At 66.0% G+C, this 24,738-nt stretch carries 23 protein-coding genes; 13 read left to right on the plus strand and 10 right to left on the minus strand.

Annotation, left to right across the window (positions count from 1 at the left end; all coding sequences use genetic code 11):
• Positions 1-77 precede the first annotated feature (77 nt).
• On the plus strand, positions 78-602 hold the full coding sequence (locus AC05QJ_RS15975; protein ID WP_476747787.1) for a GNAT family N-acetyltransferase: 525 nt from the start codon (positions 78-80) through the stop codon (positions 600-602).
• Here AC05QJ_RS15975 and AC05QJ_RS15980 read toward each other — a convergent pair.
• Genes AC05QJ_RS15980 through AC05QJ_RS15990 form a run of 3 tightly spaced genes read right to left on the minus strand, consistent with a single transcriptional unit; the run spans position 599 to position 3,996 of the window.
• Positions 599-1,627 (minus strand): AraC family transcriptional regulator, encoded by a 1,029-nt coding sequence (locus AC05QJ_RS15980; RefSeq protein ID WP_476747788.1) that lies wholly within the window; start codon positions 1,625-1,627, stop codon positions 599-601. The two genes, AC05QJ_RS15975 and AC05QJ_RS15980, sit on opposite strands and share 4 nt — an antisense overlap.
• A complete protein-coding gene (locus tag AC05QJ_RS15985; protein WP_476747789.1) occupies positions 1,624-2,544 on the minus strand; it encodes a GGDEF domain-containing protein in 921 nt (306 codons plus the stop codon). The genes AC05QJ_RS15980 and AC05QJ_RS15985 overlap by 4 nt, the downstream gene beginning before the upstream one ends.
• Before the next feature lie 54 nt (positions 2,545-2,598).
• Positions 2,599-3,996, minus strand: coding sequence for a purple acid phosphatase family protein (locus AC05QJ_RS15990; protein ID WP_476747790.1), 1,398 nt, complete (start codon positions 3,994-3,996; stop codon positions 2,599-2,601).
• Between the two features lie 384 nt (positions 3,997-4,380).
• On the opposite strand from AC05QJ_RS15990, the gene AC05QJ_RS15995 reads away from it, so the two are divergent.
• From AC05QJ_RS15995 to AC05QJ_RS16015, 5 genes are all read left to right on the plus strand, one after another.
• On the plus strand, positions 4,381-6,864 hold the full coding sequence (locus AC05QJ_RS15995) for a TonB-dependent receptor (protein WP_476747791.1): 2,484 nt from the start codon (positions 4,381-4,383) through the stop codon (positions 6,862-6,864).
• A 22-nt stretch (positions 6,865-6,886) separates the two neighbouring features.
• On the plus strand, positions 6,887-8,788 hold the full coding sequence (locus tag AC05QJ_RS16000; protein WP_476747792.1) for a phytase: 1,902 nt from the start codon (positions 6,887-6,889) through the stop codon (positions 8,786-8,788).
• 77 nt (positions 8,789-8,865) lie between these two features.
• Positions 8,866-9,582, plus strand: a complete 717-nt coding sequence (gene tolQ, locus AC05QJ_RS16005; RefSeq protein WP_476747793.1) for a protein TolQ — start codon at positions 8,866-8,868, stop codon at positions 9,580-9,582.
• Positions 9,583-9,596: 14 nt separating this feature from the next.
• Positions 9,597-10,040, plus strand: a complete 444-nt coding sequence (locus AC05QJ_RS16010) for an ExbD/TolR family protein (RefSeq protein WP_476747794.1) — start codon at positions 9,597-9,599, stop codon at positions 10,038-10,040.
• A gap of 2 nt (positions 10,041-10,042) precedes the next feature.
• Positions 10,043-10,864, plus strand: a complete 822-nt coding sequence (locus tag AC05QJ_RS16015) for an energy transducer TonB (protein WP_476747795.1) — start codon at positions 10,043-10,045, stop codon at positions 10,862-10,864.
• Positions 10,865-11,035: 171 nt separating this feature from the next.
• Here the strand turns inward: AC05QJ_RS16015 and AC05QJ_RS16020 are convergent, their stop codons facing one another.
• Positions 11,036-11,650 carry a Yip1 family protein gene (locus tag AC05QJ_RS16020; protein WP_476747796.1) on the minus strand — a complete coding sequence of 205 codons (615 nt, stop codon included), beginning with the start codon at positions 11,648-11,650 and terminating at the stop codon, positions 11,036-11,038.
• A gap of 193 nt (positions 11,651-11,843) precedes the next feature.
• Between AC05QJ_RS16020 and AC05QJ_RS16025 the strand changes: the two genes are divergently transcribed.
• The 6 genes from AC05QJ_RS16025 (at position 11,844) to AC05QJ_RS16050 (ending at position 17,709) form a co-directional block, all read left to right on the plus strand.
• Complete coding sequence (locus tag AC05QJ_RS16025; RefSeq protein WP_476747797.1) at positions 11,844-12,011, plus strand: hypothetical protein; 168 nt, start codon at positions 11,844-11,846, stop codon at positions 12,009-12,011.
• 261 nt (positions 12,012-12,272) lie between these two features.
• Positions 12,273-13,496, plus strand: coding sequence for an SfnB family sulfur acquisition oxidoreductase (locus AC05QJ_RS16030; protein ID WP_476747798.1), 1,224 nt, complete (start codon positions 12,273-12,275; stop codon positions 13,494-13,496).
• An 8-nt stretch (positions 13,497-13,504) separates the two neighbouring features.
• Positions 13,505-14,878 carry an LLM class flavin-dependent oxidoreductase gene (locus AC05QJ_RS16035; RefSeq protein WP_476747799.1) on the plus strand — a complete coding sequence of 458 codons (1,374 nt, stop codon included), beginning with the start codon at positions 13,505-13,507 and terminating at the stop codon, positions 14,876-14,878.
• Complete coding sequence (locus AC05QJ_RS16040) at positions 14,875-15,540, plus strand: methionine ABC transporter permease (protein WP_476747800.1); 666 nt, start codon at positions 14,875-14,877, stop codon at positions 15,538-15,540. The genes AC05QJ_RS16035 and AC05QJ_RS16040 overlap by 4 nt, the downstream gene beginning before the upstream one ends.
• A gap of 69 nt (positions 15,541-15,609) precedes the next feature.
• A complete protein-coding gene (locus tag AC05QJ_RS16045; protein ID WP_476747801.1) occupies positions 15,610-16,386 on the plus strand; it encodes a MetQ/NlpA family ABC transporter substrate-binding protein in 777 nt (258 codons plus the stop codon).
• Positions 16,387-16,719: 333 nt separating this feature from the next.
• Positions 16,720-17,709, plus strand: a complete 990-nt coding sequence (locus AC05QJ_RS16050) for a methionine ABC transporter ATP-binding protein (RefSeq protein ID WP_476747802.1) — start codon at positions 16,720-16,722, stop codon at positions 17,707-17,709.
• Between the two features lie 103 nt (positions 17,710-17,812).
• On the opposite strand, the gene AC05QJ_RS16055 is transcribed toward AC05QJ_RS16050, so the two are convergent.
• The 6 genes from AC05QJ_RS16055 to AC05QJ_RS16080 form a co-directional block, all read right to left on the minus strand.
• Positions 17,813-18,661 carry an amidohydrolase family protein gene (locus tag AC05QJ_RS16055; protein ID WP_476747803.1) on the minus strand — a complete coding sequence of 283 codons (849 nt, stop codon included), beginning with the start codon at positions 18,659-18,661 and terminating at the stop codon, positions 17,813-17,815.
• Positions 18,658-19,794 (minus strand): FMNH2-dependent alkanesulfonate monooxygenase, encoded by a 1,137-nt coding sequence (ssuD, locus tag AC05QJ_RS16060; RefSeq protein WP_476747804.1) that lies wholly within the window; start codon positions 19,792-19,794, stop codon positions 18,658-18,660. The genes AC05QJ_RS16055 and ssuD overlap by 4 nt, the downstream gene beginning before the upstream one ends.
• A 61-nt stretch (positions 19,795-19,855) precedes the next feature.
• Entirely contained in the window at positions 19,856-20,956 is a 1,101-nt protein-coding gene (locus AC05QJ_RS16065; protein WP_476747805.1) for a sigma-54 interaction domain-containing protein, read from the minus strand.
• Positions 20,957-20,965: 9 nt separating this feature from the next.
• Complete coding sequence (locus AC05QJ_RS16070) at positions 20,966-22,150, minus strand: acyl-CoA dehydrogenase family protein (protein ID WP_476747806.1); 1,185 nt, start codon at positions 22,148-22,150, stop codon at positions 20,966-20,968.
• A gap of 14 nt (positions 22,151-22,164) precedes the next feature.
• A complete protein-coding gene (msuE, locus tag AC05QJ_RS16075) occupies positions 22,165-22,734 on the minus strand; it encodes an FMN reductase (RefSeq protein ID WP_476747807.1) in 570 nt (189 codons plus the stop codon).
• A 269-nt stretch (positions 22,735-23,003) separates the two neighbouring features.
• On the minus strand, positions 23,004-23,774 hold the full coding sequence (locus tag AC05QJ_RS16080) for an IclR family transcriptional regulator domain-containing protein (protein WP_476747808.1): 771 nt from the start codon (positions 23,772-23,774) through the stop codon (positions 23,004-23,006).
• 144 nt (positions 23,775-23,918) lie between these two features.
• On the opposite strand from AC05QJ_RS16080, the gene AC05QJ_RS16085 reads away from it, so the two are divergent.
• The gene (locus AC05QJ_RS16085; protein WP_476747809.1) at positions 23,919-24,728 is read left to right on the plus strand and encodes a shikimate dehydrogenase family protein; all 810 of its coding nucleotides are present in this window, start codon (positions 23,919-23,921) and stop codon (positions 24,726-24,728) included.
• Positions 24,729-24,738: the final 10 nt, after the last annotated feature.

The following is a 24,738-nucleotide window of genomic DNA, read 5'->3' on the forward strand; positions in this document are numbered from 1 at the left end:
TGTAAGAATGTGCCGATTTAATGGGAGGTTTCTGGAGTGGGTCAAGCAAAACCGGGCTTTTTTTGTGGCTTATTGACATGAGTTCGGTGGATCTCTGCATCGAAGTGCCGGGCCAGGAGACCATCGCTGCCACGGTGGATTTCGTCATGGCGGCCCGTGCCGCGATCTTTCCGATGCTGGCGGATGCGCCGATGCCGGCGGACCTGGCCGATTTCACCGGCAGATACCTGGCACCTGCTGGCGGACGCTTCCTGATTGCCCGGGATGGCGGGCGGATCGTCGCCGCCATCGGTTACCTGCCTTATGACCATCGCTTCCCCCAGCTCGATTATCGCGAGAGGCGGGTAGTGGAGGTGGTGCGCCTGTTCGTCGAGCCGGGGTATCGGCGTGGCGGTCTGGCGAGGCGTTTGTTCGAGGCCTTGAAGGCCCTGGCGCTGGCGCAGGGGGTGGAGGTGCTGTACCTGCACACCCACCCGTTCCTGCCGGGAGCCATCGAATTCTGGCAGCGCCAGGGGTTCGCCATCGTCGATGTGGAAGCGGAGCCGGTGTGGCGGACGACGCATATGGAGCAGGTCATGAGCACGCCCGGGTCCCAGGTCTAGCCGATCCGCTCGAACCAGCGGGCCAGCCCGCTCGGGGTCAGCCCGGTCCAGCGCTTGAACGAGCGACGGAAGTTGGTGGTGTCGCTGAACCGCAGGTAGCTGCACACCTCTTCATTGGTGTAGCCCTTCATCTGGTACAGGTACAGCGCTACATGCCGGCGCACCAGATCCAGTTGTTGCTGGAAGTGGGTGCCATGCTTGCTCAGGCGCCGCTTGAGGGTGGTGGGGCTGATGCCGAACGCCGCCGCGACCCGGTCGAGGTTGATCGGTTCGTGAATGTGGCTGTGCAGATGGTCGTACAGGCTGTCGAGAAAACTCGACCCGCCGCCCAGCGCCTGCAGTTGTCCAAGGCACGCCTGCCGCGCCACCAGCCCCGGTGTGGTCGCCGCATTCGGCAACGGCCGGTGGATGTACTCCCGGGGCAGCGACAGCAAGGTCAGTTGCGCATCGAAGCGCACCTCTTCGCCCAGGTACACCCAGTACTGCTCGATATGACGCGGCTCGCTCCAGGCGCACTGGATGCGCCACGGCAGGTGCTCGCCGGCCAGCCGGCGACTCATCGCCAGCACCGAACTCAGGCAGGCTTCGCCGAGAAACTGCGCCTGGTTTCCGGCACCGCAACCGTCCTGCCAGTACAGGTGCAGGTAGTGCTCCTCCAGCCACAGCCGAGGTGTCAGCAGCGGGCTGAGCAGGGCGTGGAATTCGCACAGGTGCTCCAGCGCCTGGTACAGGTCGCGGGCATGCAGCAGGGTCTGGCTGGCGTCGCCGTAGTGGCCCGGCAGCAGGCGCTGGCCGAACAGGAAGGCACTGTCGTCGGCGTCCAGCAGGCGCCGGGCATTGTCGATCAGGGTAAGGAACTGTTCCTGGCTGAATTTCGCCCGTCCCTGGCTGACGTCCTCGTAGAACACTTCGCAGCCCCGCAGCAGGCGGTGGCTGTCGATGCCCCGGGACAGCGCCAGATCGATCAGCGCCGCCGGCTGGAAATGCCCGACGATAAAGCGCTGGTCACGCTCGTAGCCGCTCATGCCGCCCCCTTGTGCGGCGCCTGCCGCTTGGCCTTGGCGATGCCCAGGTTGACCCGTTTGAGCAGGCTGTCGACGTCATCGTCATAGGCCATGGCCACCGCCACGCTGGCCCGCAGGTGCAGGCGCTCGCCATGGCGGCGGGTCTTGTGGGCGAGGCTGGCGACCGCCTGTTGCAGCTCGTCTGCCAGCCAGCGCGCCTGGGTTTCGCCGGTGTTGGGCATGACCACCACGAAGCGGTCGCCGGCCAGCCGGCAGAGTACGTCCTGCTGACGCAGGTTGAGCAGCAGCAGTTGCGCCAGCACCTGCAGCAGGTGATCGCCCTCGGCTTCGCCGTGCACCAGGTTGACTGCGCTGAAGTCGTCGATATCCAGCACCACCAGCGACAGGGGCTGCTGCTCCTCGGCGGCCTGTTCCAGTGCCCGTTGCACGTGCTGGCGCAGGTACTGGGCGCCGCCCAGCGGGGTGAGCTTGTCGAACAGCAGGTGCTCGCGGAACAGCCCCTCGCGCTTGCTCATTTGCGCGTTGATCGCCTGTTGTTCCTTGTGCAGGTGGTAGATACCGAAGGTCACCAGCACCAGCCCCACAGGCATCGGCGCGGTTTCCAGCCAGTTGTCCCAGACCGCTTCCGGGGCCAGGCGGATGAACTCGTCGAGCACGTCCATCCACCAGGAAAAACACACGCAGGCCATGCCCACTGCAAGCATGCGCGTGACCCGGCCGGCGGGGCGGCTGCGCATCAGCATCACCAGCCAGAGCAGCCAGATCAGCCCCGAGCCGCCTTCGCCGACCACATCCATCCAGTTGATCTGTGCCCACGGCTTGACCTCGCCGAAGGCCAGGTAGACCTGCAGGCCGAGGTTGGCGGCGACGGCGAGGCCGACGAAGGTCAGGGTGTGCAGTTTGAGCAGTGATTTCATCGCGGGTCTCCGGGCCGGGCCCGCCCAGCGTGCCCGACCGATATCACAGTGCTGTTACAGGCTTTTGTCCCGGGATTTGCACGGCAACTGATCGGGGCCTTGCTCGCCCGTGCAGAAGCGCTCTGCCGGCAGGTGTTTCGCCGGTTCGCTCAGGCGGTTGCGGCCTTGTTTGTCGCGACTCAGGTCGAAGGCGTCGTAGAGCCGGCCCGCTGCGGTGTAGCTGCGCACTTCCAGGCGCGAGGCGCCGACTTCGACGGTCTGGTACAGCTGGGTTTCTTCGGCGCTGCGGTCCGGTTGCTGGTGGGCGCGGTCGTTGAGGCCGTACATCTTCGAGCCGGCCACCGAGACCATGTACACCGGCCCCTGCACCTTGCCGGCCGTGTGGGCCTGCTTCGCCGTCGCGCGGCCATTTTCATTGCTCAGGCGGCTGTAGCAGTGGTCGTGGCCCTGCAACACCAGGTCTACGGCGTAGCGCTCGAACAGCGGCTTCCAGGCGGCCTTGAGCGGGCCGGTGTCTTCGGGGCGGGCGCAGGTGAAGATCGGCTGGTGGGTAACCACCACCTTCCAGCGCGCCGTGCTCTCTTTCAGGCGTTGTTCCAGCCATTGGGTCTGCTGGTCGAGGGTGTTCAGGTCGAGGGCGGCAGTGCCGTCCAGCACGATGAAGCGCACACCCTGGTAGTCGGTGACATAGGTGGTGGTTTCCAGCCCGGTCACGCCATTGCCTGGCAGGGCGAACTGTCTGGCCCAGTGCGGGCCAAGGGTGCGGCTTTCGCTGCCGTCGGCGTTGAGGCTGTCGAGGTATTCATGGTTGCCGGCGGCCACCACCTGCGGCACGCCGGCGTAGTGGAAACCGCCGGCCTGGTTCCATTCACCCCATTCGTCGTCGTGGACCAGATCGTCGCGCTGCGAGGTGAGGTCGCCGGCGTGCACCACCAGCGCCGGGCTGGCGGTGGCCTGCAGGGCCTGGCGCACGGTGCGCGAGGCGATCGACAGGATGTCGTTCTGGGTGTCGCCGAGGTAGATGAAGCGGAACGGCTTGAAGCTTTCGGCAGCGGTGTGGAACTGCAGCCATTCGCTCCAGCCCTCGGCGCCCTTGACCCGGTAGACGTAGGCGCTGTCGGGTTGCAGGTCGGTGAGGCGGACCTGGTGATAGAGCGCCGGGCCGTTCTCGCTGTCCAGCGGCTGGCTGCTGCCTTGCAGCAGGCGGGCGCGTTTTTCCAGTTGCGGGCCGTCCAGGGCCGGGGCCAGTTGCAGCTGGCTGTCGGGCTGGCGGCTGTCGGTGCGGAAGGTCACGGCCATCTCCCGCGCCGGGTTGGCGCCGGGGGTCAGCACGATGCGGTCGGCCAGGCCACTGGCGGCGTAGGGCGCGCCGGGAGAATGGGGCAGGGGCTCGGCAACGGCAGTGCCTAGGCAGGCGGCGAGGGCGAGGGCCAGAAGGCGCGGGCGGGTCATGGAGGGTCCTTGGTCGATGGGTAGTGGCGGCCAAGGAAACAAAGGCGAATGACGGTTGGGTTACAGGGGAGGGGGTCTATTTGGGTGGGGGCAGATGTGAAAAAAATGTCGGATTTCGCTGAGAAACACCGGCCTCATCGCCGGCCACGCCGGCTCCCACAGGTGTGCGGCGTGCAGTGACTTTGTGGGAGCTGGCGTGGCCAGCGATGAGGTTGGCCAGGTCAGGAGGTCATTTCGGACCAGAACACCGGCAAAAACCGGCGAAAAAGTGCGGATCCGCTGGTTACGAAAATCCCTGTCACAGATCTGCCACACACCACCCCTAGCGTGCCCTGCAGTTTCCGCCCCGACGTGGCGGATGGACTTCAGGGGAGCGCAATCGTGGTGAGCATCAAACCCGTGGACAACCGTCGGCGATTCAAGATCAGCCTGTTGAGCCTGGCCATCGGCGCCAGCCTGCCGGCCTTCGCCGAAGACAAGACCGAGCACGTCAACGTGGTCGGTCAGGCCGCCAGCATGGACCAGGCCCTCAAGGAGCAGAAAGCCTCGGATACCGTGCGCAGCGTGGTCCACGCCGACGCCGTCGGCCAGTTGCCCGATGACAACGCCGCCGAGGCGCTGCAACGGATTCCCGGCCTGTCGGTGGAGCGCGACCAGGGCGAAGGCCGCTTCGTCAGCGTGCGCGGCATCGGCCCGGACCTGAACAGCGTGACCATCAACGGCACCCTGCTGCCGGCGCCGGAAGGCGAGCGCCGCGCGGTGGCGCTGGACGTGTTGCCCACCGAACTGGTGCAGTCGCTGTCGGTGGTCAAGACCCTGACCCCGGACATGGACGCCAACTCGCTCGGTGGCACCATCGAGGTGGAGAGCCTGTCCGCCTACGACCACGCGGGGCTGTTCTACACCCTCAGCGGCGAAGCCAGCCACGACCAGAACACCAGCCAGGACAGCCCGAAATTCTCCGGCGCCATCAGTGACAAGTTCAGCCTCGGCGACGGCATCGACAACTTCGGCGTGGCCGCTGCCTTCAGCTGGCAGCAGCGTGACTTCGGTTCGGACAACGTCGAGACCGGTGGCGGCTGGGACTTCGACGACGGCCAGCCGCGCCTCGAAGAAGCCGAGCAACGCGACTACCGCATCCGCCGCGAACGCACCGGCGCGGGCCTCAACTTCGACTACCGTCCGGACGATTTCTCCAGCTACTACCTGCGCACCTTGTACAGCCGCTTCAAGGACACCGAGACCCGCAACGCCGCCGGCGTCGAGTTCGAAGACCCGCAAGCCTCCGGCGAGCGCGGTGACGGGGAAGGCTGGCGGGCGCTGAAGTCCCGCGAGGACACCCAGGAGATCCAGTCCTACGTGTTCGGTGGTGAGCGCCTGATCGACGCCTGGACCCTCAGCGGCCAGGTGGGCTACAGCAAGTCCAGCGAAAACGACCCCGGTGGCATCGCCAACGCCAGGTTCACCGGCGACTTCAGCGGCATCGGCTTCGACGGCACGCGCAAGCCACGGCTGAGCACCGGCAGCGATTTCTACGACGCCGACGCCTTCACCCTGGACAAGGTGGAGTGGGAGAAAGCCAACTCCACCGACGAAGAAAAGAACATCCGCCTCGATCTGGCCCGCGACTACGAGTTGAGCGGCAACAGCGCCCAGGTCAAGTTTGGCGCCAAGGCCAGCCGCCGCGACAAGCGCAGCAACACCGACGTGTGGGTCTACGACGATTTCGACGATGTCAGCCTGGCGGGCTACCAGAGCGGTAACGTCGATTATTCCCTGGGTAACTTCGGCAACGGCATCAGTGCCGGCGCCATCAAGGACCTGATCGGCGGCCTGGACCGCAATGCCTTCTACGACGAAGAAGAATCGCGGATCAACGACTTCCAGATGCGCGAAGACATCAACGCCGCCTACCTGATGAACACCCTCGATGTGGACGCCTGGCGCTTCATTGCCGGGGTGCGCTACGAGGGTACCGAGTTCGAAGCCAAGGGCACCGGCCTGCGCGACGGCGAATACAGCCCGACCCAGAGCCGCAAGCGCTACGACCACTGGCTGCCGGGCCTGCACGCCCGCTACTCGTTCACCCCGCAGACCCAGTTGCGCGCGGCCTGGACCCACAGCGTGGTGCGGCCGACCTTCGGCCAGTTGGCACCGGGCTTCATGATCGATGACAGCGAAGGCGAAGCCAGCTTCGGCAACCCGGACCTCAAGCCGCTGGAGTCGATGAACCTCGACCTCGGCATCGAGCATTACCTGGGCCGCGCCGGGGTGTTGTCGGCCTACGTGTTCTACAAGGACATCGACAACTTCGTGTACAGCACCGACCTGGCCGGCAGCGGCGAGTGGGTCGATTTCGACGAGGCCAAGACCTTCGCCAACGGCCAGAGCGCCAAACTCTATGGCGTCGAACTGGCCTACTCGCAGAAGTTCGACTGGCTGCCGGCGCCCTGGAACGGCCTGCTGCTGGGCGGCAACCTGACCCTGAGCAAGTCCCGCGCCGAGATCGAAGGCCAGGGCCTGAACCGACGCATCGACCTGCCCAACCAGTCCGACACCGTCGGCAACCTGACCCTGGGCTGGGAAGACGACACCCTCAGCCTGCGCCTGGCGGCCAACTACAAGTCCCGCTACCTGGCCGAAGTGGCCGCGGTGGATGACAAGGCCCACGACCTCTACGCCGACGACCAGCTGTTCGTCGACTTCAAGGCCGGCTACTTCATCACCCCGGACCTGCAACTGACCTTCGAGGCGCAGAACATCACCGACGAGTCCTATTACACCTACACCGGACGCCGTTCGTTCAACGCCCAGTACGAGGAATACGGGCCGACCTACAAGCTCGGCCTGACCCTGACCCACTTCTGAACGACCGTCACGAGACCCGATCATGTTCAACGCAAGACCTCACACCCTGCTGGGCGGCCTGCTGCTGGCACTGGCAATCTCCCAGGCCCATGCGCAGCCGCAACTGACCCTGGGCGAGCGCCTGCCGGGCAGCGTGGAAAACGCCCGGCTGCTGGCCGCCGAAGGTTTCTGGCCCGGCGCCGAGCGCCTGGTGGCCGGCAAGCAGGGCCTGCAACTGCTCAAGGCTGACGGGCAACTGCTCAGCCAACTGGACGGCCGCTACAAGGGCCTCGACTACCGCGTGGGCGACAGCGGCGTGCTGGTTGCCACGCTGGACAGCAAGCGTCAGCAGGCGCTGCTGGTGCGCCTGCAGCGGGACAGCGGCTGGAGTGCGCCGCTGTACCTGCCCAAGCGCGATTTCCCGATCGAAGGGTTGTGCCTGTACCGCGACAGTGCGCGCAACAGCTTCGTGTTCCTGCTGGGGGCCGAGGGTGTCGGCGAGCAGTGGCTGGTGGCGAGCGCCGACCAGCCGCTGGACAACCCGCTGCGGGTGCGCGGCCTGAGCCTGCCGCCGCTGAGCGAGCACTGCCAGGGCGACGACGCCAGTGACAGCCTCTACGTCAACGAAGAAAACCTCGGCCTGTGGCGCTATGGCGCCGCTGCCGAAGCGCCGCTGCAGCGCCGCCCGGTGGACCTGCGCACGCCGTTCGGCGCTATCGGCAAGGGCATCGCCGGCATGGCGCTGGTGCCGGGTGGCCTGCTGGCGCTGGACCCGCAGGCGTCGGTCCTGCACCTGTATCGCCGCAGTGGCGCCGGCTGGCAGGCCGAGGCCGGGTTGCCGCTGGCCGGGCTGAACGAGCCTGAGCAACTGAGTGTGCGCCGTGACGCCAAGGGCCTGGAGCTGCTGATCGTCGATGACGAAGGCCAGCGCCGGGCGCGCCTGGATTGGGACCTGCCGGCCGTCACTGCAACGCCGGCCATCCCGGTGCTGCCGGCCCGCGTGCAGACCGAGCCGGTGCCGAGCTTCGGCGATGCCGCCGACGATCCGGCGATCTGGGTCAACGACGCCGAGCCGGGCAACAGCCGCGTGCTCGGCACCGACAAGAAGGGCGGGTTGCTGGTCTACGACCTCGACGGCAAGCAACTGCAGGACCTGCGCATCGGCCGGGTCAACAACGTCGATGTGCGCAAGGGCCTGCGCCTGGGCGAGCGGGAGGTGGATGTCGCCGTGGCCAGCAACCGCGACCACAACAGCCTGCACGTCTTCGCCATCGAGCCGAAGACCGGCGAAGTCAGCGTGCTGGGCGAAGTGGCCACGCCGCTCAAGGAGATCTACGGCCTGTGCCTGTTCAAGGACAGCGGCGGGGCGATCCATGCCATCGCCAACGACAAGGACGGCAGCTTCCTGCAGTACCGCCTGAGTGCGCCCAAGGGTGAGCTGCAGGGTGAACTGGTGCGTCGCTTCGCCACCGCTACGCAACCGGAAGGTTGTGTCGCCGACGACCGTGGCCAGCGCCTGTTCATCGGCGAGGAAGACCAGGCCGTCTGGGCCCTGGATGCCCGGGCTGACGGGCCGACCACCCTGGAAAAGGTGATCGGCGTCGGCGGTCCGCTCAAGGCCGATATCGAGGGCCTGGGTTTCTATCAGGGCGAGCAGCGCGACTACCTGGTGATCTCCAGCCAGGGCAATGACAGTTATCTGGTTGTGGAAGCGAGCCCGCCGTATCGCCTGCGCGGTGCCTTCCGCATCGGCCTGGATGCCGCGCGCGGCATCGACGGCGCCTCGCAGACCGACGGCCTGGACGTCAGCTCGGCCAATCTTGGCGGGCCCTGGAGCCAGGGGCTGCTGGTGGTGCAGGACGGGCGCAAGCGCATGCCCGAGGGCCGGCAGAACTTCAAGTACATCGGCTGGAGCCAGGTGGCCGAGGCCCTGAAGCTCGAGTGAGCGGCTGTCATCAACCGGCAACACGCCCGTCATCCAATACGTGATGCCCCGCCCGACGCGGGGCCAAGGAGCAAGACATGCAAGCTGCAACCGAACACATGAGCCTCTGGGGCCTGGTCAGCGACGCCAGCCTGGTGGTGCAGGCCGTGATGGCGTGCCTGGTGCTGGCCTCGCTGCTGAGCTGGTACCTGATCGTCCAGCGCGGGGTCAGCCTGCGCCGCAGCGAGCGCCAGTCGGAGGCGTTCCTGCAGCGTTTCCGCGCCAGTGGCGACCTGGCGCTGCTGTACCGGGAAAGCCAGTCCCGTACCGCCGAGGGCGTCGAGGAAACCCCGTTGCAGCGGCTCTTCGTCGACGGCTACCAGGCGTTTTCGCAGTTGCAGCGCCAGCCGCAGATCGGCAGCGACACCGTGCTCGAAGGCGTGGAGCGCAGCCTGTACGTGTCCCTCGCCGAGCAGGACGAGCGCCTTGACAAGGGTCTGGCCTTCCTCGCCACCGTGGGTTCGGTCAGCCCGTATATCGGCCTGTTCGGCACGGTGTGGGGGATCATGAACGCCTTCCTCGGTCTGTCGCAGGTGCAGCAGGCCACCCTCAACACCGTGGCGCCGGGCATCGCCGAAGCGCTGATCGCCACCGCCATCGGCCTGTTCGCGGCGATCCCGGCGGTGATGGCCTACAACCGCTTCAGCGCCCGCGGCCAGACCCTCAGCGCCCGCCAGTACAGCTTCGCCAACGAACTGCAGGCGCGCCTACACAAGCGTCTGCACTGCACGACGAACATGGCCGCGGTGGCCTGAAAGGAGTCGCATCGATGTTGGTCAAACCCCAGCGCAAACACGCCGTGAAGGCGGAAATGAACGTAGTGCCGTACATCGACGTGATGCTGGTGCTGCTGGTGATTTTCATGGTCACCGCGCCGATGCTGGTGCAGGGCGTCAAGCTCGAACTGCCCAAGGTCGCCGCCCAGGCCCTGCCGGCGGACAGCGAGCGACAGGTGCTGACCCTGTCGGTGAAGGCCGACGGCGGCTTCTACTGGAACGTCGGCCCGGACCTCGACATCCAGGGCCAGAGCGACAGCGCCGTAAGCCTGGAGGAGATGCGCGACAAGGTCGGCCAGGTCATCGCCCGGCGTGGCGACACCCAGGTCTACGTGCGCGCCGACCATGGCGCCGACTATGGCCGGGTGGTGGCGGGTATCGCCGAGTTGCAGCGTGGCGGTGTCAGCAACCTGGGCCTGATCACCGAGGAGCCTTGAAGATGAGCAGCCTGAGCCTTCCGATGTCGTCGTCCCCGATGCCGGGCTTCACTCTGCCGAACTGGCGCGGTCATGCGGGGGCTGCCGGGATTGCCGTGGCCTTGCATGTGGCGCTGGCGGCCGCCTTGCTCGGTCATGACTACCGGCCGCAGTTGCCGGTGCCCGTGGTGCCGGTGATCACCACGCAATTGATCAGCGTGCCGTTGCCTGCACCGGCGGAGCCCGAGGTTGCGCCACCGCCGGCGATCGCGCCGCCGCCCGAGCCGGAGCTGGTGTCGGCACCGGCACCGGTACCAGTAGTGCCGAGCGAGGCGGAACTGGCGTTCAAGCGCGAGCGTCAGCGGCAGGCCGAGGTACGCCAGCAGGAGCGGATCGCCGAACAGCAGCGTCGTCGTGACGAAGCCCGCCAGCGGCAGGAGCAGGAGCAAGCGCGTCAGGAACAGGACCGGCTCGAACAGCAGCGGGTTGCCCAGGCCGCGGCCGAGGCGCAGCGTGCGGCGGCTGAACGCCGTGCTGCGGATGACAGGGCCCGGGCGGCCGCCAGCCAGCAGTACCTGCCCATCAGCAAGAAAGCGCCGGACTATCCGCAGCGGGCGCTGGACAAGGGCGTGCAGGGCGATTGCACGGTCAGCTACACGGTCGATGTGCAGGGTCGGGTACGTGATCCGCAGGTGCTCGACGGCTGCCACCCGTGGTTTGCCCAGCCGTCATTGCAGGCGGCTCGCAGCTTCAAGTACCAGCCGAAGCTGGTGGACGGGCGGGCAGTGGAAGTGCCAGGGGTGAAGAACACTTTTCACTACAGCATCGAGCAGGGTGTCCGGTAGATCTCTGTTTGCCAACGATGGGGTCGGCACAGGCAATGATGTCGCCGGTAATGACGCCATCGTCGGCAAGGCCGACTCCCACAGGTTTTGCGTCCTGTCTTGGGCAGCGCGGCTGGCCCGGTTTCTAGTGGGAGTTGGCCTTGTCGGGGCGCCGAACCGCAGCGATGTCTGTCAGGGCAACGCCGCCGGTCGCAGGTACTCCGGCTCCAGCACGTTGAACCAGAACAGGATCATGTTCACCAGGATGGTCACCAACACCAGCAGGCCGACGCCCCAGGCCGAGGCGGCATAGAGAAAACCGCGGTCCTGGGTCAGGCGCATGAACTTGGGCAGGCCGACGAACAGCAGCCAGGTGGCGTAGGCACCCGCCACGATCAGCGCCGCCACCGCCAGCCAGCGGCTCGGGTAGAGCCCGGTGATACCGGCGAGGAAGTAGGGCGTGGTGGTGTAGGCGACGAAGCCGATGCACTGGTTCAGCGTCGGGCGTGCATCGAAGGTCCGCGACATCCAGCGGATGAAACCGCCCATGATCAGGGTGCCGAGCAAGGTCGTGATGTACAGCAGTACGCCCAGTTGCAGGCCGCTGGCCATGCTGACCCGCACCCGCTCGCCTTCGGCCAGGCTCCAGCCGGTCCAGGTCACGCCGATGAACAGGCACACGGCCGGCAGCAAGGCCCACAGCAACAGGTGGGGCAGGTAATGGCGGGGGGCGCGTTCTTCTTCGGTGCGGATTTCCACCCAGGCGTAGTCCGGGTGGGTAAGGAGTTTCATCAAGTGCGCTTTCATAAGGGCAGTCTCCTGTTCGCGGCAATGGCGCGACGGTCCTGACTCATTGGAGAAAGGCGGTTTTTCAGGGGTTCCGTTTTTATGGTTGGTGGGCGCCGTGTGGTCACTGCGCTGGCCGGTGGTCATGCCGATGGACCTTTTGCCGTCGGTGTCGGGTCAACCACAACAATTCCCTGACCTTGTGAGCCTTGCCATGAGCCGCGAACAACACGCCGATACCCATCACCTGCCTGGCGAAGTGGAGCGCGACAACGACGCCCAGCGCCCGGACGAACCCGGACACGGCAAACGGGATTCCACCGCCCAGTCCCACGCCAAGCGCGAGGGCAAGACCGATCATCCGGATTCGCCGTCCAAGTAAGTGCCGCAACCGTTTGCAAGTGGCAGCTGCCTGTTTCTCGAGGAAGTGTGCGATTCACGCCCCGGTGTGATTATCGAATAACGCCTCGCTGCCCGCTGCCCAACTGTCCACCCACCAACACCTGGCCAACACTTTGCTGTCCGGCAATCTTGCCGGACTGTCTTACGTATTTCTTAAGTTGTTGAAATAAAAGGATTTTTATCCTTGGCATGGCTTGTGCTCTGGTCCTTGGCATCCCCTGACCAGGACCAAGGAATTTCCATGTCCGTACCTGCCGTTTCTGCCCACTACGATATCCGCCAGCCGGATGCCCATGTCATTCACGACGATGCCGAGGCCATTGCCGTGGCCCACCAGGTCGCCGCGCTGCTGCGCGAAGGCGCCTCCGAACGTGACCGCACTCGCCAGGTGCCGGCCGATGTGGTCGATGCCTTTTCCAACAGTGGTCTATGGGGCATCACAGTGCCCCGTGTATACGGCGGTGCCGAAGTGTCGTTCGCCACGCTGGCGAAGGTAATCGCCATCGTTTCCGCCGCCGATCCGTCCCTTGGCCAGATTCCGCAGAACCACTACTGCCTGCTCGAAGACATTCGCCTGCAGGGCAGCGAAGAGCAGAAACGCTTTTTCTTCGACCTGGTGCTCAAGGGCAACCGCTTCGCCAATGCGCTGTCGGAAACCGGCGGCAAGACCGTGCAGGACATCCGCACCCGCCTGGTCAGTGAAGGCGAAGGCTATCGCATCGACGGACGCAAGGGTTATTGCACCGGTTCGCTGTATGCCCACTGGATCGGCGTGCTCGCGCTGGACGATCAGGACCGCGCGCAACTGGCCTTCGTCCAGCGTGGCACCCCGGGACTGGTGGTGGTCGATGACTGGGACAGTGTCGGCCAGCGCACCACCTCCAGCGGCACGGTGATTGCCGATGGCCTGCGGGTGCCGGCGTTTCATCTGTTCCCCAGCTACCGCTCCTACGAGAGCCCGACCCTGGCCGGCCCCTTCGCCCAGTTGACCACCGCTGCCATCGACGCCGGTATCGGTCGCGCAGCGCTGGACGACACCATTGCCTTCGTTCGCGAACACGCCCGGCCCTGGGTGGACGCCAAGGTGGAGAGCGCCGGGGACGATCCGCTGACCATCATCCAGGTCGGCAGCCTGGAGATTCGCCAGGAAGCCGCCGAAGCGTTGCTCGAACGCGCCGGATGGGTGCTCGATGCCGCCAGGCCGGCGCCGGACGAAGACAACGTCGCCGCTGCCTCGGTGGCCGTGGCCAAGGCCAAGGTGCTGACCACCGAAGCCGCCCTGGAAGCCACCAATCGCCTGTTCGAACTGGGCGGAACCCGTTCGTCCCTGGCCCGGCACAACTTCGATCGCCACTGGCGCAATGCCCGGGTACACACCCTGCACGACCCGGTGCGCTGGAAGTATCACCTGGTCGGCAACTGGGCGCTGAACGGCATCAAGCCGGCGCGTCACGACTGGAACTGAGGTGGCGCATGAGCAAGCAGATCCGTCTCAACGCCTTTGCCATGAACACCGTCGGGCATCTGTCGCCCGGCCTGTGGCGGCATCCCCGCGACCAGTCGCGGCGCTACACCGATATTCATTACTGGGTCGAGCTGGCCAGGACCTTGGAGCGTGGCTGCATCGACGGCCTGTTCATCGCCGATGTGCTGGGGGTCTATGACGTCTACGGCGGCAACGCCGACGCCGCCCTGAGCAACGGCGCCCAGGTGCCGGTCAACGACCCGCTGCAGCTGGTGCCGGCCATGGCGGCCGCCACCACGCACCTGGGCTTCGGCGTGACGGCCTCGGTGTCGTTCGAGCATCCGTTTCCCTTCGCCCGGCGCATGTCCACCCTCGATCACCTGACCCAGGGCCGCGCCGGCTGGAACATCGTCACCTCGTACCTGAGCAGCGGCGCACGCAACCTTGGCCAGCGCGAGCAATTGTCCCACGACCAGCGCTACGCCCTGGCCGAGGAATACCTGCAGGTCTGCTACAAGCTATGGGAGAGCAGTTGGGACGAAGACGCGGTGCGCGCCGACCGCGATAGCGGCGTCTACGCCGACCCGGCCAAGGTCCATGGCATCGAACACGAGGGCACTTACTTCAAGGTTCCGGGTTTCCATCTGTGTGCGCCGTCGCCGCAACGCACCCCCGTGCTCTACCAGGCCGGTGCGTCCAGCCGTGGCCGCGCCTTCGCGGCGGCCAACGCCGAGTGCGTGTTCGTCGCCGCGCCAAGCAAGGCCGTGCTGAAGAAACAGGTGGCGGATTTGCGCGCCGCAGCGGTGGTTGCCGGGCGTGCGGCGGAGGATATCGTCATTCTCGAGCAGCTTACGGTGATCGTTGCCGAGACCGACGAGGCGGCCCTGGCGCGGCTGCGCGAATATCGCGAGTACGCCAGCGCCAGTGGCGCGCTGACGCTGATGTCGGGCTGGACCGGCATCGACTTTTCCCGCTATGACCCGGACCAGGTGCTCAGGGAAGTGCCCAGTGATGCCATTCAGTCGGCGGTGGAGGCCTTTACCCGGGCCGACCCGAACCGCACCTGGACCACCGCCGAAATCGCCGACTACTGCGCCATCGGCGGTGACGGTCCGGTGCTGGTGGGCTCGGCGCAAACCGTGGCCGACCAGTTGCAGGAGTGGGTCGAGGACACTGGCGTCGATGGCTTCAACCTCGCCAGCGTAGTGGCACCGGAAACCTTCGTCGCCGTGGTCGATCTGCTGGTGCCGGAGTTGCAGGCCCGCGGTCTGTTCAAGCGCGAGTACGCCGAAGGCACCTTGCGCAACAAGCTGTTCGGCCAGGGCGACCGCCTGCGGGCGCCGCACCCGGTGGCGGCGCTGCGCCGCGGAGGCGGGCAATGAACGAGTTGCTGGTCAACCTGAACTGGCCCGAGATTGGCCAGGCGAGCCTGGAGACCCTGAGCATGCTCGGCGCGGCGCTGGCCTTCACCGTGTTGCTCGGCCTGCCGCTGGGGGTGCTGCTGTACCTCACCGGGCAGCGCCAGTTGCTGTCCAGCCCGGTGCTGTACCGCTGCCTGTCGCTGGTGGCGAACGTGTTGCGTTCGCTGCCGTTCATCATCCTGCTGATCGTGCTGATTCCGGTCACCACCCTGATCACCGGCACCTCGCTGGGGGTACGCGGCACCATCCCGCCGCTGGTGGTGGGCTGCACGCCGTTCTTCGCCCGGCTGGTGGAAACCGCGCTGCGCGAGGTCGATCGCGGCCTGGTGGAAGCTAGTCAGGCCATGGGCGGCAGCACCTGGCAGATCATCCGCTACACCCTGTTGCCGGAATCGCGCACCGGGCTGATCGCCGCCGTCACCGTCACGGCCATCGTGCTGGTGGACTACACCGCCATGGCCGGCGTGATCGGCGGTGGCGGCCTTGGCGACCTGGCGATCCGCTTCGGCTACCAGCGTTTCCAGACCGATGTGATGGTGGTCACCGTGCTGCTGCTGATCCTGCTGGTGCAGGCCCTGCAGATGAGCGGCGACCGCCTGGTGCGGTACTTCACCCGCCGCTGAAACACCGTTTGCCCAACCCGGCCCCACGTTCGCCCTACGACGGCCACACCCAACCCAAAGGAGCACATCATGTTCAAGCAGTCTCTGGCGGTTCTGGCCGCTGCCATCCTCAGCCTGTCGGCCCATGCCAACGAAAAACTCGTGGTCGGCGCTACGCCGGTGCCCCATGCCGAGATCCTCGAATTCGTCAAACCGGTGCTGGCCAAGGAGGGTGTGGACCTGGACATCAAGGTCTTCACCGACTTCATCCAGCCCAACCAGCAACTGGCGGAGAAGAACCTCGACGCCAACTACTACCAGTACCGGCCGTTCCTCGATGATTTCAACAAGACCCGCCACACCGACCTGGTGCCGGTGGTGGGCGTGCACATCGAGCCGTTCGGTGCCTACTCGACCCGAATCAAAGACCTCAAGGATCTGCCCGACGGTGCCAGCGTGGCCATCCCCAACGACCCGGTGAACACCGGTCGTGCCCTGGTGCTGTTGCATGAGGCCGGGCTGATCAAACTCAAGGATCCGAGCAACACCCTGGCCACCCAGCGCGACATTGCCGAGAACCCGAAGAAACTCAAGATCCGCGAACTGGAAGGCGCCTTGCTGGCGCGGGCGGTCAACCAGGTCGACCTCGCGTTCGTGTTCGCCAACTACGCCCTGGAAGCCGGTATCGACACCAACAGTGCGCTGATCGTCGAGAAGGGCAAGGACCTGTACGTCGAGTACCTGGTGGCCCGTCCGGACAACCTGCAGGACCCGGGTATCCAGAAACTGGCCAAGGCGTTGAATACGCCTGAAGTGCGCAACTTCATCCTGACCCGTTACAAGGGGCAGATCGCACCGGGCTTCTGATCTTCCGGGCTGCTCGTGGCCTCATCGTTGACGGCCGGCATAGTTGCCGGCACGAACCTTGTGGGAGCGGCTTCAGCCGCGAATGGGCGCGAAGCGGCCACAAAACCTGTGTCCCGGTTGTATCAGGCGGATCAGGGACTCAGGCTTTACGACGGCTGCGCCGCCGTTCGCGGCTGAAGCCGCTCACGAGGGATGTGCAACCTTTCAGATTTTGAGCGAGACAGTTGCTCCCACAATGACTGTGCATGCAGAACCCTGTGGGAGCTGGCCGGGCGGCGCTCCGCTTGCCAGCGATGAGGCCCTCAGCAACTCCACACATCCAGGATTCACCCCATGACCAGCTTCCTCCCCGAGTCCCTCGTCACCCACCTGCATCTGCAGGGCATCGGCAAACGCTACGGCAACCTCACCGCCCTGCAGGACATCGACCTCAGCGTCCAGCGCGGCGAGATCTTCGGCATCATCGGCCGCAGCGGAGCCGGCAAGTCCTCGCTGCTGCGCCTGATCAACCGCCTGGAAACCCCCAGTGAAGGCCAGGTGCTGATCAACGGCCAGGACATCGCCGCTCTGGACGCCAGGCAACTGCGCCCGTTACGCCGCCAGGTGGCGATGATCTTCCAGCACTTCAACCTGATGGCCACCCGCACCGTGGCCGAGAACATCGAACTGCCGTTGCGCATGGCCGGCATGGCGGCCGCCGAGCGTGCCCGGCGGGTGGATGAACTGCTGCAACTGGTGGGCCTGGTGGAGCGTCGCGACGCTTACCCGGCGCAACTGTCCGGCGGCCAGAAACAGCGGGTCGGCATTGCCCGTGCACTGGTGCTGGAGCCGCAGATCCTGCTGTGCGACGAAGCCACCTCGGCCCTCGACCCGGAAAGTACCCAGGCCATCCTGCAACTGCTGCGCGATATCAATCGCCGGCTGGGGCTGACCATCGTCCTCATCACCCATGAAATGGAGGTGATCCGCGATCTGTGCCACCGCGTCGCGGTGCTGGAGCGCGGGCGGGTGGTGGAGCAGGGCGAGGTGTGGCGGGTGTTCGGTGACCCTCGGCATGAGGTGAGCCGGATTTTGCTGGCGCCTTCCCTGCATCAGGAAGATGTCGAAGTCGATGGCGAGGTGCTGCTGGACCTGCACTACACTGGCGAGCGCGGACTGGAACCAGACCTGGCGGCGTTGACGGCGGCCTTGCCGGGGTTGCGGCTGGTGCAGGGCGGGATCGAGCGGATCCAGGGGCGGGCGCTGGGGCGGTTGCGGGTGGCGGTGGCGAGGGTGGATCTGGAACGCAGCAGGGAACTTGCAGACCGGGTCGAACGGGTTTGAGCGTGATGTTGACCGGGCGGGCCTCATCGCCGGCAAGGCCGGCTCCCACAGTGGTCCAGGATACCCGTGGGAGTCGGCCTTGCCGGCGATGGGGCCGGTGCCATCAAAGCAGATTCAGCACCCGCGCCGCATTGCGGTAGAAGAACTTCTCCACCACCTCATCCCTGAACCCCAGCTTCTGCGCATCCTCGATGCTCTGCGCGATCGGCCTGAAGGTGTATGAGGAACCGAACAGCAACTGATCCCCAAGAAACCCGTTGGCTGCCTGCACATACGCCTCGCTGCCGGCCTGGAACAGGTACATGTCGGGCAGCAGGTGGATGTTCTCGTAGCGGAACGCGACGCCGATCGCTTGTTGCACGTTGGGCCAGTAGCCATGGCTGGCGACGATCTTCAGCTCGGGAAACGCCCGGGCAACCGCCGCGAGGCGTCCCGGGTCGTTGTAGGCCGGATCCGGAGTGGTCGGGCCGCTCATGACGAACAGCGGGATGCCGCGTTTCTGCAGGTGCTCGTAGATCGGCCAGTACAGCGGGTCATCGGCGTGCCGTGCAGGTTCGGCAAAGCCCGGCTCCAGGTCGATGGCCAGCAGGCCGAGGACGTCGATGGCGCGGTCGATTTCGGCAATGGCGCCGTCAATGCCCTGCAACACAGGCTCCACAGCGCCGACGCCGACCAGCTCGGCGTGGCCCTCGACCACGCTGTGGATCAGGTCGTTGGGCAGGTGCTGGCCCGGCGTATGCCGGCCCACCACCGCCGCCTTGTACAGGCCGGCCTCGCGCACTTCGGCAAGAAAACCTTCTTGCGTCAGCGAGCGTTCGAAGTGGTTGTCGGCGCCACGGGTGCCGACGCGGCGGTTGAGCCAGCGGGCGGTGGCGTGCTCGGGCGAACCCGGCACGCCGCCGAAGAACGGGTGAAGAAACGCCGGGCGGCAGCGCAGGTCGATGATCTTCATGCCGCCTGTTCCTTGCTCTTGCCGGCCCGCACATCGAAGGCGCCACCGGTGAAGGCGCCGTCCACGGTGACCTTGCCCTTGCCCGGCAGCAGCGGGAACACCAGTTCGGCGAAGCGGTAGGCTTCTTCCAGATGCGGGTAGCCGGACAGCACGAAGCTGTCGACACCCAGGTCTGCGTATTCCAGCAGGCGCGCGGCGACGGTCTCGGCATCGCCTACCAGTGCGGTGCCGGCACCGCCACGCACCAGGCCGACACCGGCCCACAGGTTCGGCGCCACTTCCAGTTTGTTGCGGTCGCCGCCGTGCAAGGCGGCCATGCGCCGCTGGCCTTCGGAGTCCATCTTCGCGTAGTTGGCCTGGGCCGCGGCGATGGTCTCTTCGTCCAGATGGCTGATCAGCTCGTCGGCGGCGGCCCAGGCGGCTTCGTTGGTTTCCCGCACGATCACATGCAGGCGCACGCCGAAGCGCACGGTGCGGCCATGCCTGGCCGCGCGGGCGCGGACGTCGGCGATCTTCTCGGCCACCGCGGCCGGTGGCTCACCCCAGGTCAGGTAGGCGTCCACGTGTTTGGCCGCCAGTTCATGGGCTGCCGGCGAAGAGCCGCCGAAGTACAGCGGCGGGTAGGGCTGTTGTACCGGCGGGAAGAAGTTCTGCGCGCCCTCGACCTTCAGGTGCTTGCCCTCGAAGTCGACGGTCTCGCCCTCCAGCAGGCGGCGCCAGATGGTGAGGAATTCATCCGAGGCTTCGTAGCGCTCGTCGTGCTTGAGGAATACGCCATCGGCGGCCAGCTCCGTGGCGTCGCCGCCAGGCACTACATTGAGCAGCAGACGCCCGTTGCTCGCCTGGTCGAGGCTGGCGGCCTGGCGGGCCGAGGCGGTGGGGTTGCCGAGGGAGGTGCGCAGGGCCACCAGCAGCTTGATGCGCTGGGTTACCGGCACCAGGCTGGCGGCGGTCACCCACGGGTCGAGGCAACTGGCACCGGTGGGGATCAGCAGGCCATCGTAGCCAAGCTGGTCGGCGGCCACGGCGATCTGCCGCATGTAGGCGTTGGTCGCCGGCCGGCCGCTGGCCGAGTGGCCCAGGTAACGGGTGTCGCCGGAAGTCGGCAGGAACCAGAAAATATCGAGACTCATCAATTTGTCCTCATTGCCATCGTTGAGTGGGCACGCGTGGCAGGGGGTGTTTTCTAGGAATTCAGATCGACAGGTTGATCACCCGGCCATCGAAACCGCCCGGGGCGGCGCGACGCTTGTTCACCACCAGTTCGCCGATGCGGATCAGGTGGGTGCGGGTGATGTTGCGCGACAGGCCCAGCAGTTGTGCGGTGTGGACCTGGTTGTAATGGCAGAAGCGATAGGCCGCCCGCAGCAGGGCGTCCTCGACCTTTTCGTGCAGCCCTTCGCCTTGTTCCTCGAAGAGTTGCAACAGCGCCCGCTGCAGCAGTTCATCGGCGCTTTCCGTCCGTGGCCGGCCGCTGTCCTCGCGCTCGATGCGCAGGTTGGACAGGTGCAGGTCTTCGGCGCGAATGACCTTGTCGCGGCAGATCAGCAGGGTGTGGTGGATGACGTTTTCCAGCTCGCGGATGTTCCCCGGCCAGTCATAGCCGGCCAGGCGCTGGCGGGCTTCCTCGCTCAGGCTGACGTCGGCGTAGCCCAGGCGCCGGCTGTACTCGGCAATGAAGTGCCGGGCCAGGGGCAGGATGTCGCCGGGGCGGTCACGCAGCGGGTGCAGCTGCAGGCTGACCACGTTGAGGCGGTAGTACAGGTCTTCGCGGAAGTGCCCGGCGTTGATGGCCTTTTCCAGATGCACGTTGGTGGCGGCCAGTACCCGCACGTTGATCGGGATGCTCTTGCGCGAACCGAGGCGCACCACCTCGCGTTCCTGCAGCACCCGTAGCAGCTTGACCTGGATCGGCATCGGCAGGTCGCCGATCTCGTCGAGGAACAGCGTGCCGCCGTTGGCTTCTTCGAACCAGCCGGCCTTGGCCGCCAGGGCACCGGTAAAGGCGCCTTTCTCATGGCCGAACAGCTCGGCTTCCACCAGCGACTCGGAGAACGCGCCGCAGTTGACCGCCACGAACGGCCCGTTGCGCCGCCCGCTGAGGTTGTGGATGTGCCGTGCCACCAACTCCTTGCCGGTCCCGGTCTCGCCGATGATCAGCACGCTGGCCTCGCTGGGCGCGACCTGTTGCAGGTGGGCAAGCAGCGCCTGCGAGTGCGGGTCTTCGAAGACCTGCGCGGTAGCGCGGATCGAGGTGGCCAGAGAGGGCGACGGGGGCAGGGTCAGCAATTGCATGGACGGGCCTTATGAGTAGAAGGTCGGGGTCGGGCGCGTACCGTTCAGCGCCCACTCGCCCAGCTCGTGGATGCGGTAATCCAGCGGGTCGTGCAGGGTCTGGGTGCGCAGGTTGCGCCAGTGCCGGTCGAAGCGCAGCGAGGCGTGGGTGGCGCGGGCGCCGGTGACTTCGAACAGGCGGTTGCAGATATCCAGGCCGTGGCGGGTGGCGGCCACTTTCGCGGTGCCGATGGCCAGCGCCAGTTGCGCGCGCTCCTCGGCGCCCAGTGCGTGTTCCTTGGCCCAGGCGCGGTCGAGCAGGTCCGCAGCGCGTTCGATCAGCAGGCGCACGCTTTCCAGTCCGACCCAGAACTCACCGTAGTGGCGCAGCACATGGGGGTCTTCGCCGCTGTGACGCGCTGTGGAGCGGAACCATGGCCGGCTTTCGTTGAGGGTGTACTGGCGCGCTTCTTCGAAGGCGCCTTCGGTGATGCCGAGGAACATATTGGCGAAATGCAGTTGCGCGATCAGCGGGCGCAGGCAGGCGAACGGCGTGCTCAGCGGGCCTGGATCGAGCAGCAGTTCGCTGTGTTCGACCCGCACCCGCTCGAAGGTGGCGCTGCCGCTGTCGGTCTGGCGCTGGCCGATATTGTCCCAGTCGCCGTGCAGGGTGATGCCGGTGCGGCCGCTGGGGATGGCGGCGATCAGCAGCTTGCCGCCGGCGCTTTCGTCCACCGCCGAGGCGATGAGCATTTCCGAGTCGCTGGCGCCGGAGCAGAAGCTCTTCTTGCCGGAGAACTCGCACCAGCCATCGAAGCGCTTGACCACCGTGCGGGTGTCCAGCGGGTTGAGGGCGTTGCCCCAGAACCAGTCTTTGCGGGCGGTCAGTTCGAACCACGGCTCCCATTGTTCGGGGCGCGAGAACAGGCGCACGGTGGCCAGCATCAGGTGCTGGAAGCCGAAGACATGGGCGATGGAGCTATCGACCCGGGCGAACTGACGCACCACTTCAAAGGTTTCTGTCCAGGTGGCGCCGAGGCCGCCGTACTGGGTGGGGATCACCAGGCCGAGCAGGCCGCTGGCGCGCAGGGCGTCGCGTTCGGTCTTGGGCGTGCCGCCACGGGCATCGCGCTCGACCGCCGTCTCGGCGAATTGCGCGGCCAGTTCACGGGCGATTTGCACTGGGGTTTGCAGGGATCGGGAAGGCAGGTTCATGGTCGACATCGGCCTCAGGCGATCTTGCGCAGGGCGCTGTCGGTGACCACGCCGGCCAGGGTCGCGGCGGCCCGCTCGGCGGCCAGGGCGATACGCGCCTGCAGGGCCGGGCTGGTGATCTGGTAGTCGTGGAAGTCGGCTTGCGAGGCGTAGACGCCGATGGGCAGGGTCAGCGCCTGGAAGAAACTGAACAGCGGGCGCAACTGGTGATCGATGACCAGCGCGTGGCGCTCGCTGCCACCGGTGGCGGCCAGCAGCACCGGGGTGTCGATCAGTGCATCCTGGCCGATCAGGTCGAACAGGTGCTTGAACTGGCCCGGGTACGAGCCGCGGTAGACCGGTGCGGCGACGATCAGCAGGTCGGCCTGTTCGATGGCCAGCAGTTGCGCTTCGACCTCAATCGGCAATTCGGCACGGGACAGCGCGCCGCCTACAGGACGGGCGATATCGCCCAGTTCGATGACCTTGACGTTGAAATCCAGGTGCTGGCCGAGGGCGGTGATCAGCGCTTCGGTCAGGACCAGGGTGCGCGATGGGCGCCAGGCCCCACCGGAAACAGCGACGATATTGAAAGCAGTGCTCATTGATTCGATTCCTTTGGCGCGGAGGGTTGCCTGGGGTGGAGCAAGAGCCGTTCCAGTTTTTGAAATCGTTGTGAATCAACAGGTTGCGTCGCTTTTTAAGCAAAGGCTGTGTTGCCCGGGCGACGCAACTGTTGATCTGCTGTTGGTGGGCGAACAGTTGTTGGGTGAACACTGTTCGACAGGCGGGGATTTTTAGAGGGGACGTGTTATTCCGTCCAATTCTTAATAAAAATAAATTTATTCGAATTGGAGATAAGCGACGTGTTACTTCAGTCCAGCACGGGTTTGAGTAAGGCTTGCGCTTCGTACAGCGGCGTCAGAAAGCGCTTTTTCATCTCGTCCAGGCTGATGCGCGAGGCATGGCTGGTGATCGCCAGGGTCGAGCGCAGCACTCCGTGGCGATCCGGCAGCGGCACGCCGAGCACGCGCATGCCCACTTCGAATTCCTGGTCTACCGCCGCAAAGCCCTGGCGGGCGATGGCTTTCAGTTCTTCGCGCAGGGTCGCTTCGTCGATGCAGGTGTAGGGCGTCAGGCCGCGCAGTTCGGTGCGGGCAAAGTAGGCGTCCAGCTCCGCCGGAGCCAGCGCCGCCAGCCACAGGCGGCCGCTGGCGGTGCAGTACATCGGTACCCGCGAGCCGGGGCGGATCGACAGCGACGCCACATGGCTGTAGCGGCTGCGGACGATGTGCACGATCTCGTCGCCGTCGCGGGTGCCCACCGACACATGTTCCTGGGTGGTCCGCGCCACCTGTTCCACCACCGGTCGCAGCATCCGCGGCAATTGCGCCGAATCCACATAGGCCTGGCCAATGCGCAGGGCCTTGGGTGTCAGCCAGTAGTGGCGGCCATCGGTTTCGACGAAGGCATCGTGTACCAGGGTCAGCAAAAAGCGCCGTGCGGCGCTCGGGGTCATGCCCGACAGGCTGGCGGCCTGGGGCACGGTGAGTTTCGGCTGGTCGACGCTGAACAGTTGCATCAGTGCCAGGCCCTTTTGCAGGCCGGCGATCAGGTCCCGTGGATGAATGCTGGGCTGGGTCATGGTGACTCCGCAGATTTCGACGAATAACGCGATTATCGCAGTGATGCTGCGAATAACAACCAGAACCACGATCTGCGCCATTGGCCGCTTCAGCGCCGTCACGCAACCTGACGGCATAACAACAACGACCTTCTGGAGGTCAGCATGCTGCACGGATCCACTGAACTGGTGGCGATCGTCGGGTCGCCCATCACCCAGGTCAAATCCCCGGAAAACTTCAATCGCTGGTTCCAGGACAACAGCCGCAACCTGGCGATGCTGCCCATCGATATCCGCGAGGAGGCCCTCGATGCCTTCATCGACACCCTCCGTGGCTGGCAGAACCTGCGCGGCGTGGTGGTGACGGTGCCGTACAAGCAGGTCCTGGCCGGGCGTCTGGACGAAGTCAGCGAACGCGCTGCCGCGTTGGGCTCGGTGAATGTCATCCGGCGTCAGGCCGATGGTCGCCTGCTGGGCGACAACGTCGATGGCGAAGGCTTTCTCAACGCCGCCTGCCTCAATGGCTTCCAGGCCCGCGGCAAGCGTGCCCTGGTGATTGGCGCCGGCGGCGTTGGCAGTGCGATCGCCTGGTCGCTGTGCCAGGCCGGGGTCGTGTCGCTGGTGCTCAGCGACGCCAGCCTGGCGCGCTGCGAGGCACTGGCGGCGCTGCTGCGCAAGGCCTTTGCCGAGGTTGATGTGGAGATCGGCTACGACTCGCTGGCGGGCTTCGATCTGCTGGTCAATGCCACGCCTGCGGGCATGGGCGGCACCGGTGAGTTGCCGCTGCCTGCGGTTCACCTGGACCAGCTGGCCGCCTCGACCCTGGTGGCCGATGTGGTGACGTCACCGGAAATCACCCCGTTGCTGGCCGCCGCCCGTGCCCGTGGCTGCAGCGTGCAGACCGGCCCGCAGATGGCCCTGGCGCAGCTCGGCAACCTCGGTCATTTCATGGGCGTCACGCCCTTGCAGTTGTGAGGGCCGGACG

It is taken from the genome of Pseudomonas sp. TUM25319 (assembly GCF_056388475.1).

Coding starts and splice junctions, on each gene's coding strand:
- AC05QJ_RS16025 (WP_476747797.1), top strand. CDS start 11,844: ATGAGCCGCGAACAACACGCCGATACCCATCACCTGCCTGGCGAAGTG.
- AC05QJ_RS16010 (WP_476747794.1), top strand. CDS start 9,597: ATGTTGGTCAAACCCCAGCGCAAACACGCCGTGAAGGCGGAAATGAAC.
- AC05QJ_RS16050 (WP_476747802.1), top strand. CDS start 16,720: ATGACCAGCTTCCTCCCCGAGTCCCTCGTCACCCACCTGCATCTGCAG.
- msuE (WP_476747807.1), bottom strand. CDS start 22,734: ATGAGCACTGCTTTCAATATCGTCGCTGTTTCCGGTGGGGCCTGGCGC.
- AC05QJ_RS15990 (WP_476747790.1), bottom strand. CDS start 3,996: ATGACCCGCCCGCGCCTTCTGGCCCTCGCCCTCGCCGCCTGCCTAGGC.
- AC05QJ_RS15985 (WP_476747789.1), bottom strand. CDS start 2,544: ATGAAATCACTGCTCAAACTGCACACCCTGACCTTCGTCGGCCTCGCC.
- AC05QJ_RS16045 (WP_476747801.1), top strand. CDS start 15,610: ATGTTCAAGCAGTCTCTGGCGGTTCTGGCCGCTGCCATCCTCAGCCTG.
- AC05QJ_RS16020 (WP_476747796.1), bottom strand. CDS start 11,650: ATGAAAGCGCACTTGATGAAACTCCTTACCCACCCGGACTACGCCTGG.
- tolQ (WP_476747793.1), top strand. CDS start 8,866: ATGCAAGCTGCAACCGAACACATGAGCCTCTGGGGCCTGGTCAGCGAC.
- AC05QJ_RS16030 (WP_476747798.1), top strand. CDS start 12,273: ATGTCCGTACCTGCCGTTTCTGCCCACTACGATATCCGCCAGCCGGAT.
- AC05QJ_RS16080 (WP_476747808.1), bottom strand. CDS start 23,774: ATGACCCAGCCCAGCATTCATCCACGGGACCTGATCGCCGGCCTGCAA.
- AC05QJ_RS15975 (WP_476747787.1), top strand. CDS start 78: ATGAGTTCGGTGGATCTCTGCATCGAAGTGCCGGGCCAGGAGACCATC.
- AC05QJ_RS16055 (WP_476747803.1), bottom strand. CDS start 18,661: ATGAAGATCATCGACCTGCGCTGCCGCCCGGCGTTTCTTCACCCGTTC.
- AC05QJ_RS15980 (WP_476747788.1), bottom strand. CDS start 1,627: ATGAGCGGCTACGAGCGTGACCAGCGCTTTATCGTCGGGCATTTCCAG.
- AC05QJ_RS16070 (WP_476747806.1), bottom strand. CDS start 22,150: ATGAACCTGCCTTCCCGATCCCTGCAAACCCCAGTGCAAATCGCCCGT.
- AC05QJ_RS16085 (WP_476747809.1), top strand. CDS start 23,919: ATGCTGCACGGATCCACTGAACTGGTGGCGATCGTCGGGTCGCCCATC.
- AC05QJ_RS16000 (WP_476747792.1), top strand. CDS start 6,887: ATGTTCAACGCAAGACCTCACACCCTGCTGGGCGGCCTGCTGCTGGCA.
- AC05QJ_RS16015 (WP_476747795.1), top strand. CDS start 10,043: ATGAGCAGCCTGAGCCTTCCGATGTCGTCGTCCCCGATGCCGGGCTTC.
- AC05QJ_RS16035 (WP_476747799.1), top strand. CDS start 13,505: ATGAGCAAGCAGATCCGTCTCAACGCCTTTGCCATGAACACCGTCGGG.
- AC05QJ_RS16065 (WP_476747805.1), bottom strand. CDS start 20,956: ATGCAATTGCTGACCCTGCCCCCGTCGCCCTCTCTGGCCACCTCGATC.
- ssuD (WP_476747804.1), bottom strand. CDS start 19,794: ATGAGTCTCGATATTTTCTGGTTCCTGCCGACTTCCGGCGACACCCGT.
- AC05QJ_RS16040 (WP_476747800.1), top strand. CDS start 14,875: ATGAACGAGTTGCTGGTCAACCTGAACTGGCCCGAGATTGGCCAGGCG.